Genomic DNA, 9,104 nt, shown 5'->3' with positions numbered 1-9,104 from the left:
GACCGGATCGGGCTTGAACATGCCAACCGCTGGTATGTCGGGCGTGTAACGGAGGCCTCGGGTATCGGCACGATTCGGGTGATCTCTGTTGAGCCGCCGCCGCCGTCCAATATTGCGCAGGCTGGCGCCGTGGTCCGGTTCGACCGTCCCGGCCTGCTGATGCGCCCGGTTCCCGACAGCTATCAGGCGACGCGCAGCGGGCGGCACTATTCCGTTTCCTTTCGCCTCGTCGAGGTGGCCGGGGTCGGGTCCGTCCCGCGCGACATGGATTTCAACTTCACCTCGCCGCTCGTTGCTGCGCCGTATTTCACGCGGGCATCGAGTGCGACCTATTTCGGGGCTGATGGCCTCTTGAAGACCGCTGCGATCAATGAGCCGCGTATCGACCACGACCCGGTGACGCGGGAGCCGTTGGGGTTGTTGATCGAGGAGCCGAGAACGAATCTCGCGGTGTGGTCCGAGGCAATGGACGCGAGCGCATACACCAAGGTTCGATTGAGCGTGTCCGCAGATGCTGCAGTTTCGCCAACGGGTGAGATGACAGCTGACAGGTTGATCGAGAATACGGAAACTGGCACCCACAATGTAGGATGCTCCGTCGGCATCACCGCTGGCACCGCCTATGTCTTTTCCGTCTTTGCCAAGGCCGCAGGCCGCAGTCGGCTCCTTTGCACCTTTTCAGCTACCGGCTTTTCTGGAAACGCCTCGCTCTACTACAACCTATCGACGGGAATCGTTGAAAATGTCGTAGGCGCTGCGATCGAGGACCGTGGCATGATCCCATGCGGCAACGGATGGTATCGTTGTTGGGCAAAGTTGACGGCTACCGCAACCGTCAACACCTACTATGAGATACGTTTGGCAGACGGCACGTCCTCCTCCTACACGGGCGATGGTGTCTCCGGCTTGTGCCTTTGGGGGAGGCAGGTCGAAGCTAGCGCCTTCCCGACGACCTATATACCGACCACGACGGCAGCGGCGACGAGGGCGGCGGAAGGCTTGTCCGTCCCCCTGGACGGTTGGTTCAATGGCTTGTCTGGTACGTTCGTAGTGGAGGCTTTTGCGTCTCGGCCGACATCGGCATACCTCACACTCGACCAAGTCAGCCCGAGCTATGTGAACTTCCTCCGTTTGCTCTTGGCATCTACTGGTCAGCTGATCTGGCATGGAGAAACCCCGAGCGGTCAGGCGACCGGCAACATTCCGCTCGGCTCTCCATCCGCAGGGGTTAAATTCAAGACGGCGGTTGCGTTCGATGCATCGGACACTCGCGGCGCAATGAATGGCGCGCTGGCCGGTACGAGATTGGGATGGTGGCAGTCCGTCGTCACTCAGATGAAAATCGGGCGCGGACAGAATGGGTACGCGCCGAACGCTCCGGTTCGCCGTATCACCTACTTCCCGCGCCGGCTGTCAGATGCCGAGCTTCAGGAGATCACGACATGATCGATCTTTGCCTTCGTGCCGGCAATGCCGGGGCGCTCGCCAGCGCGTGCCCTTTCTTGCGCGGTGAAGACGGGGCCGGTGATCGCTTCTGGATATTGGCCGGTGAAGGGTTCGCCCTCGATGTGATCGGCCATGTGGTGACGACGCCCGGTGAATATGATGCCGAAGGTGTCGAGATCGTGCCGCCAGTCATCGACGAGCGGTTTCACGCGAACCTGCGCTGCACCGATGAGATCGCCTTGCTGGTTCCCGAAACCATGATTGTAACGCCGGAAAATCCTGTCCGGGTGTGGGCCTGACCCATGACGCTATCGAATGATGTCAAAGCCCTCTACGACGAGGGCCGTATCCGCACGCGCCAGATGCTGCGCTTCGAGTTCGGCACGGGTACCTACGGCTTCATCGCTGACCGCGAAGAGCTGGTTCACGGTGGTCTGACCTATCAGCCATTCGGCCTGATCGAAGTGTCCGACCTCGGCGGTGGGCTCGGCACCACGGCGGATGGCAATTTCACAATCCGCCTGGCTGAAAGCCCCGATGACGGACTGACGCCGGCCATGCTGACGCAGATCGAGGCCGAGGACTACCGCGACCGGCCGGTGCGGGTCATGGATGCGCATTTCCATCCCGACACCTGGGCGTTGCTTCAGGTCGAGACGGTGGCGCGTGGCTACGTCGATACGATCCAGCACCGTTTCGGGCCTGATGGCGGTGCCTATATCGAGGCCGCCTGCGAAGGCCGGCAGCTCGACTACAGCCGGAAGAATGGCCGGTTTCGGACCATGGCAGACCAGAAGCGCCGCGATGCGGGCGACCTGTTTTTCGAGCATGCCGCGACCGCCGGCAGGGTGGAATTGATCTGGGGTCGGGCCGGGCCTTCCGGCGCGCAGCCTTCACCAAACCGCAACGCCTGGCAGTCCCTCGTGGCTGGCGGGTTCAAGGGGCTCTACACGAGCGGGCGGTAGAGCAACCAAAAGCCCAGTCCCACCACAACCAAGGATCATCATCATGAAACGCAGGTCATTCCTCGCGGCGCTCTTTGCTGCCCCTGTCATGCCGATTGCCGCCGCCGCTGCTAGACAAGAGGGAAGGGAGGCGATCGCAATCGCGATTGAGCAGCCACGAGCAGCGTCGGAGATCTCTCTCAACCTCGACAAAGCCGCGATGCAGAAGATGGTGGCAGGAGCGGTTCGTGAGGCCCAGAGACGCCGGACGATCCCCAGCCCGATGCGATCACACAACCGTAAGATGCGGATCGACCTCGCCGCCGGCACGTTGACGATCAAGGCCTGACATGCCCAGACATCCAGATTGGCAAAAACGCCTCAACGCGGTTGTGGCGATGCATCAGGCGTTGCCTGCGCAATACGGCCTGTCTGATTGCTATCTCATCGCCGACGATGCCGTCGAGGCCGTGACGGGCGACCAGATGTTCCCCGACGCGCGGCGCTACAAGACGCCGGCCGGGGCGGCCAAGCAGCTTCGCAGGCACGGCTTTGAGACGGTCCGGGACGCCTTTACGGCGAAGTTCCGCGAGGTCCCTGTGCTGATGGCGCAGCGGGGCGATATCGGCGTTTACGACAACAATGGCGAGCTATCGGGCGGCGTGTTCACGGCGCTCGGCTTCATGACACGCGGCGCGGAAGAAATCGTCTTCATGCCGCAGAGTGCCGCGCTCGCGGCTTTCAGGGTGGAATAATGAGTTTTCTCGTAGCCTTCGCGGGCGCCGTCAGCTCGTTCGTCGGCGGACTCGGTATTGTCGGCAAGCTGGTGCTTGGCATCGGTTTGCAGCTCATCAGCGCGAAGATGCAGAAGCACCGCGCCGGCAAGCAGCAGCAGCAGGCCGGCGGCGTCCAGTTCGAACGGCAGTATGGTGAGAACGTGCCGAGGCAGGTTGCTTGCGGCCTCGTCGGGATTGCCGGCCATGACTGCTACGTCAACACCTATGGTAGCGCCAACGAGATCATGCAGCAGCTCTTCGTGTTCTCGGACTTCCCGTGCGATGGCCTGTCGCGGATCTGGGCGGGCGGCAAGGAACTCGCCCTGCAGCACGTCGGCGACGGCTACTATTCGATCACCGAAGGCGACTATGCCAACCTCATCGCTTTCCAATGGTATGACGGCACGCAGACGGCGGCGAATGGCCCGCTCATCGACAATGCGAACCCGCATGGCCGGTGGACCAGCAACCACGTCGGCACGGGTATCTGCTATCTGATTGCCTTCCTCAAATACACGCAGGGCAAGGTCGAGCAGGTCCCCGACTTCTTCTTCGAGATCCGCGGTGCCCGGCTATACGATGTCCGCAAGGATTCGACGGCCGGCGGCGTGGGGCCGCATCGCTGGGGCGACTACTCGACCTATGAGTATTCCGAAAACCCGGTGACCATGGAGTACAACTATTGCCGGGGCTTCTCGGTCAATGGCGACGTGTTCATGGGCATGGAAATGTCGCCGGTCGATCTGCCGGTTGATCGCTATGCCATCGCGGCTAACATCTGCGACGAGGGAACCGCCTACGGGGCGCGCTATCGCTGTTCGGTGATCTTCGATGCCGACCTGGCGCATGGCGACAACATCGATGCCGTCATGCAGTCCTGCGGCGGAATCATCGTCGATGGCGTTGACGGCTCCTGGCCGCTCATCGGCACGGATCAGCCCATCGTCGAAACGATCACCGACGATGACCTGATCAGCACGGAAACGGTTGTGTTTCAGCGCTTCAAGTCTATGGCCGACGTGGTGAACTCGGTTTCCGGCACCTATCCGGAGCCGGACAATATGTGGTCGCCGGTGGGTTATGACACCCAGACCAATGCGGCACAGGTGGCGCTCGACCGGCGCACGCGCGATTTCTCGCTCGAGCTGCCGACCGTGCCCAGCAAGGCGCAGGCCAACCAGCTTGCCGCGATCTACTACAAGGAAAACCGCTACGAGGCCACGGCGCAGATCGTCGTGCGGCCCCGCTTCCAGACGATCAAGGCCGGCGACTGGATCCGCTGGAACTCGAAACGTTATGGCGACCGGGTATGGATGGTCGCTGATCGGGAGATCAAGGCGCTGACCAGCGACGGGCCGCGCAATGTGGCGCTCTCGCTGGTCGAGCGTGACGGCGCGATCTATGACCCTGTCGGCGTGCTGCCGCCGGTCATCCCGTTCCCGCCCGGCGAGCCGGTCTACGCCGCCGTGCTGCCGGACTATGCCATTATCCCTGTCATTGGCACCGGTTCGGATGGGCGCGCCTATCCTGCGTTCCGCCTGTCGTGGACCTCGGTCCCCTATCCAACCGTGGTTTCCGTCGAATTCCAGTGGCGTATCAAGGCCGAGCCGACGAACATCTTTTCGCGGACCGTGGCGGCCGATGCCCGGATTGCTTTCGTTCAGGAGGGCATTGTCAGCCTGACGGAATACGAATTCCGCTATCGCCTGATCGTCAATGGCCGGTCGGCGCCGGGCTATGTCGCATGGGTTAGCATGACCTCGCTGGACGGCGGCAACGCCGATCTTGAGGTCGGGCTTGGTGAGCTGAAGGCCGATGTGCTTGGCCGGTTCGAGGATCTGCAGCGTGGCCTTGATGACACGCGGCCGCTGCTTGCGCAAATCCTGACGAACCAGCAACTGCTTGGTGCGGTTGCCGATGCCAGCAGGCGGCGGCTCGCCGTCGAGGTCGGGCAGAACCGGGCGGCGTTCGACGAACAGATCGTCGTCATGGCGAGCGAGCTGGAGGCCATCGCCGAGCAGATCACCGACGTTACGGTGGCGGTTGATGACCGGTTTGCGCAAGGCCGCGTCCGCTTCACGGCGGCGGCCGACCAGACCGGGGCGCTTGCCCGGTTTGCGGTGCAGCTCCGCGTCTCGGCCGGCGATGCCTGGGCGGACTCCGGCTTCTACCTCCAGATCGTTGAGGAGGGCGGGGTGGTTCAGTCCGAATTCGCCGTCATGGCGGATCGGTTTGTCGTCATCAATCCCGGTGACCTCAACAGCAGCTTCCTGCCGCTCGTCTACGAGAATGGCGAACTGAAGCTCCAGATTGCCAATATCGGCCTCGTTCGTTCCGGCCGGTTGCTCTCGCAAAACGAAAAGGTCGATTTCGATCTGAACAATGGGCGGTTGATCTTCAAGTCATGACGCAGACACTTTTTGGCCTGGACTACGCAGGGGTGCCGGCGATCAAGATCACCAAGGGATCGCTCAATCCGGCATTGGAGCCCGACGAGAATGTCGGCTCCTTCCTCTACAATTCGAAATGGGCGGCCGACTACAAGATCACCAGTATTGAGCTTATCCCGGCCGTGGGCGGCAACACCTTCGTACCAGCCGGTTCCGGCCTGTCGAACTACACGATGTATCGGGAAATGACCTATCCGGTCGGTCAGGCCGCCTATATCCGCAAGGCCCACTTCCCAAGCCTGCCATACAACTATCCGCTCTGCGACGTGAAGGCGCGGCGGATCAGCAATGGCCGGTTCATCGGGTCGTTGGTGATGGAGGCGCTGTCCGGTTACGATCAACGGGCCGGGAATTGGCGCACGCCGGGCCGTGAGTGGTTCGGCTGGGGCTCGGATATGACGGTCTACTACAATGCGACCACCGGCTATATCGACTACGGGACGCACGTCCTCAACTACTTCTCGCAGCCGGGCGGCCTGACGACCGAGGCCTTTTATTCCAACCTCGTGGTCTGGAGACTTCCCGGCGACGAGGCCGATATCATTGATGGCGCGCCGCAAGCGCCGGTAGATGGGGCGCATGCAATCGAGATCGACAGCGCGGGCGTGCGGATTGCCAAGCCCGGTTTTGACGTGCGCACTGCGACCCCCACGCAAATGGCGTTCGATACGGCAAATCATCCGACGAAGGTGATCGGCGCGGCGGACGTGTCGTGTCCTCTTGGTGTCAGCTCCCACGATATCGGCATCACGATACCGGGAAATGCCGTGGCCGATGTCCATTTCTATGAAAACGGCATCATCATCTATCCGGCCAATCCGATCGCTTCGCCCTATGGCGGGGAATACTGGTTCGATGGCAGCACGATCTATTTCAACAACCAGTTCGGCGAGTGCCGGGTCCGCTTCATCATCTATGCCCTGGGCACTGATGGGCCGACCAGCGGCAACAACGATGTGATCCGCCAGTTTAATGACGGCTCTCAGGATGTGTTCCAGATCTTGCGGCCGGGCGCGTCGGCCAATCCTTCGCTCGATGATATCGTCATCGACAGTCGCTTGCCGTGCATCCAGATCCTGAAGGAAGGCTATATCCCGGTCGGGGGCGGCACGCAGACCCATGCCATCGATTTCGATGGGGCTGGCTGTTTTCCGATGGTCAAGTACATGACCTGCCATGGCGCCGGCTCGCGCAGCGGCTCGTCAACGTTGGTCGAAAACTGGTCGAAGCGCGTTCGCATGCCCTTCGTCAACGTTTGCGGCACCTTCAAGAACGGCTGGTCCTACAACATGGGTGGCGACAGCACCTATTGCACGCTGACCAACACGCAGGCCGTGTTCCACACGTTCCGAGACGCGCCGATCCGGCGATACTACGCGACCTCGCAGGACTGGAGCCAGAACCGGATCAGCTACGAATACGACCCGTCGCCGATCTACGGCATCCGTTACTACATCCTCGGCATTCCGGCCTAACAGGACATCCAGAACATGACGACACCTTACTCTGCAGGGATGATCTCCCTGACGAACGGCAGCGCCGTGGTTACCGGCATTGGCACGGCCTGGCAGACCGCGCTTGTCGTTGGCGGCACGATCTACGTGCAGGCGGCGGGCAATCCTCTGCCGATCCTGACCGTCGACAGCAATACCCAGATCACGGCGGCCTTGAAGTGGACCGGGGCAACCGGCACCTACAGCTATGCCCTGATCCGCGATACCGCACATGATGCGCAGCTCGTCGCCAATGCGACGGCGCTTGCCCGGCTTCTCGCCGGCATGGAGGCCGGCACGATCTTCAAATACAACGCCGAGGGCGACACGGCGGGGCGCGCCTTCTATGACGGCCGGCCGAAGGGTTTTGCCTATCTGGACATCTCGGTCAATCCGGCGCGGCTCTGGATCAAGTCGGCGGATGCGGCTGGCAATTGGGCCGGGCCGTTCAACTATGCGCAGGGCGAGCAGGGTATTGCGGGGCCTGCCGGTCTCGTCAACTGGCGCGGCAACTATGCGGCCGGCACTGCCTATGCCCGCAACGATGCCGTCTATCACAACGGCTCAGCCTTTATCGCGCTTCAGGCGACCACCGGCAACGCACCGCCGGTTCTGCCGACGACCTCGAACGCCTGGTGGTCGGTCATGGCGGTCAAGGGAACCGACGGAGCCGGCGGGGGCGACGTCACTGGGCCTGCGAGTTCGACTCTCAATCGGGTCGCCACCTTTGCCGGGACCACCGGCAAGGTGATCAAGGACTCGGGCGTGGTGCTCGGCAATTCGGCTTCCTGTAACGTCGGTACCGCAGCCGGGACGGTGGCTTCCGGCGACGACCCGCGATTTACCTCCTCCGGATATTCACCCGAAATCATGGTCGGGATGACGCTGGCAAATGCTCCGACCGATCTCGATCACGACATCACGATTTCGCCCGGCCAAAGGCGCAATACCGCCAACACGACAAATATGGATCTCGTCTCGGCCATCACAAAGCGGATCGATGCAGCATGGGCCGCAGGCAACAATGCCGGCGGTCTTGATACGGGCACCGTCGCGGCCAACAAGACATACTTCCTTCATGCCATCAAGAACACGACGACCAATGTCGTCGACGCTCTGTTCTCACTCAGCCCGACTGCCCCGGCCATGCCTTCGGGCTATGCAGCCCGGCGTCGGCTTGGCCCTGTTCTGACGGATGCCAGCGCCAACATTTACCCATTCTTGCAAACAGGTGGATGGTTTTATCACCTGAATGCATTCGAGTCGGCCCAGATCGATTTTAATCCGAACGTGTCCTTCAGCGTGACGCTCGACAAGATGCCTCTTGGTATCAAGGTCATCGCAGATATCTCTTTCCTCACGGCAGGGGGATCGGCGGCAGTGCTGTCGGTCTGCGATCAGGATCTCGGTGACGCCACGATCAACGATTGTGTCGGTGTCTATGGAGCAGCGGCGACGGTCTTCAATATCAAAATCCTGACAGATGCGGCGCGGCGGATCAATCTGAGGTCCAGCGGCGGCGGCAATGTCTACGTGTATTCGCGCGGCTGGTTCGATGAGAGGCAGGGCTGATGGCATCTTATTTCACGGTCGCCTGCCTTGGCACCTCCTTGTCGATCGGCGCAACGCGCGATCATTCGTACATGCGTGAAGTCGTGGCGAGCTTGCAGGCCGGCAAGCAGAGCACGGTCAGCGACTTCAACTTCAGCATGGATGGCGGTGGCAGCGGTACGGGCGGCCTTCCAAATTACCCGCTCGCGGCGGGCCTGCGTCCCGATGCCGTCTTGATCGAATATTCGATGAACGATTGCGTGGCGGTTTCCGGCACGCTGGCGGACGCACAGGCTCGCACGACTACCATCATAAACGGCATCAAGGCGATCAGCCCGTCAACGAGCATATTCCTCATGACGATGAATACCCTGTTGGGCAGTTCGGCGCCGGTGACGGCTCGCTCGACGCTGGCTTCGCACTACGCGATGTACCGGACGCTCG

The 9,104-nt window shown here is 61.6% G+C and carries 9 protein-coding genes; all 9 read left to right on the top strand.

Annotated elements, in window-relative coordinates:
- A partial coding sequence (locus WA950_RS15990) for a phage head spike fiber domain-containing protein (RefSeq protein ID WP_424552712.1) occupies nucleotides 1-1,446 on the top strand: 1,446 nt, incomplete at its 5' end.
- Nucleotides 1,443-1,745 (top strand): hypothetical protein, encoded by a 303-nt coding sequence (locus tag WA950_RS15985; protein WP_424552711.1) that lies wholly within the window; start codon nucleotides 1,443-1,445, stop codon nucleotides 1,743-1,745. The genes WA950_RS15990 and WA950_RS15985, both read left to right, overlap by 4 nt.
- A 3-nt stretch (nucleotides 1,746-1,748) precedes the next feature.
- Entirely contained in the window at nucleotides 1,749-2,411 is a 663-nt protein-coding gene (locus WA950_RS15980; protein WP_424552710.1) for a DUF2163 domain-containing protein, read from the top strand.
- Between the two features lie 43 nt (nucleotides 2,412-2,454).
- Nucleotides 2,455-2,739 (top strand): hypothetical protein, encoded by a 285-nt coding sequence (locus WA950_RS15975; RefSeq protein WP_424552709.1) that lies wholly within the window; start codon nucleotides 2,455-2,457, stop codon nucleotides 2,737-2,739.
- Between the two features lies 1 nt (nucleotide 2,740).
- Nucleotides 2,741-3,145: a DUF6950 family protein gene (locus WA950_RS15970; protein WP_424552708.1), complete on the top strand. Its 405-nt coding sequence runs from the start codon at nucleotides 2,741-2,743 to the stop codon at nucleotides 3,143-3,145.
- A complete protein-coding gene (locus WA950_RS15965) occupies nucleotides 3,145-5,574 on the top strand; it encodes a phage tail protein (RefSeq protein WP_424552707.1) in 2,430 nt (809 codons plus the stop codon). The genes WA950_RS15970 and WA950_RS15965 overlap by 1 nt, the downstream gene beginning before the upstream one ends.
- Nucleotides 5,571-7,091, top strand: a complete 1,521-nt coding sequence (locus tag WA950_RS15960) for a hypothetical protein (protein WP_424552706.1) — start codon at nucleotides 5,571-5,573, stop codon at nucleotides 7,089-7,091. The genes WA950_RS15965 and WA950_RS15960 overlap by 4 nt, the downstream gene beginning before the upstream one ends.
- A gap of 15 nt (nucleotides 7,092-7,106) precedes the next feature.
- Nucleotides 7,107-8,681: a hypothetical protein gene (locus WA950_RS15955; RefSeq protein WP_424552705.1), complete on the top strand. Its 1,575-nt coding sequence runs from the start codon at nucleotides 7,107-7,109 to the stop codon at nucleotides 8,679-8,681.
- A partial coding sequence (locus WA950_RS15950) for a hypothetical protein (protein ID WP_424552704.1) occupies nucleotides 8,681-9,104 on the top strand: 424 nt, incomplete at its 3' end. The genes WA950_RS15955 and WA950_RS15950, both read left to right, overlap by 1 nt.

This window comes from Shinella sp., assembly GCF_049651085.1.
Lineage (GTDB): Bacteria > Pseudomonadota > Alphaproteobacteria > Rhizobiales > Rhizobiaceae > Shinella.
This window is presented reverse-complemented; position numbering and strand designations above follow the sequence as displayed.

Bases quoted from the DNA above. Each gene is read 5' to 3' on its own strand.
- WA950_RS15985 (WP_424552711.1), top strand. From the start codon at position 1,443: ATGATCGATCTTTGCCTTCGTGCCGGCAATGCCGGGGCGCTCGCCAGC.
- WA950_RS15980 (WP_424552710.1), top strand. From the start codon at position 1,749: ATGACGCTATCGAATGATGTCAAAGCCCTCTACGACGAGGGCCGTATC.
- WA950_RS15975 (WP_424552709.1), top strand. From the start codon at position 2,455: ATGAAACGCAGGTCATTCCTCGCGGCGCTCTTTGCTGCCCCTGTCATG.
- WA950_RS15970 (WP_424552708.1), top strand. From the start codon at position 2,741: ATGCCCAGACATCCAGATTGGCAAAAACGCCTCAACGCGGTTGTGGCG.
- WA950_RS15965 (WP_424552707.1), top strand. From the start codon at position 3,145: ATGAGTTTTCTCGTAGCCTTCGCGGGCGCCGTCAGCTCGTTCGTCGGC.
- WA950_RS15960 (WP_424552706.1), top strand. From the start codon at position 5,571: ATGACGCAGACACTTTTTGGCCTGGACTACGCAGGGGTGCCGGCGATC.
- WA950_RS15955 (WP_424552705.1), top strand. From the start codon at position 7,107: ATGACGACACCTTACTCTGCAGGGATGATCTCCCTGACGAACGGCAGC.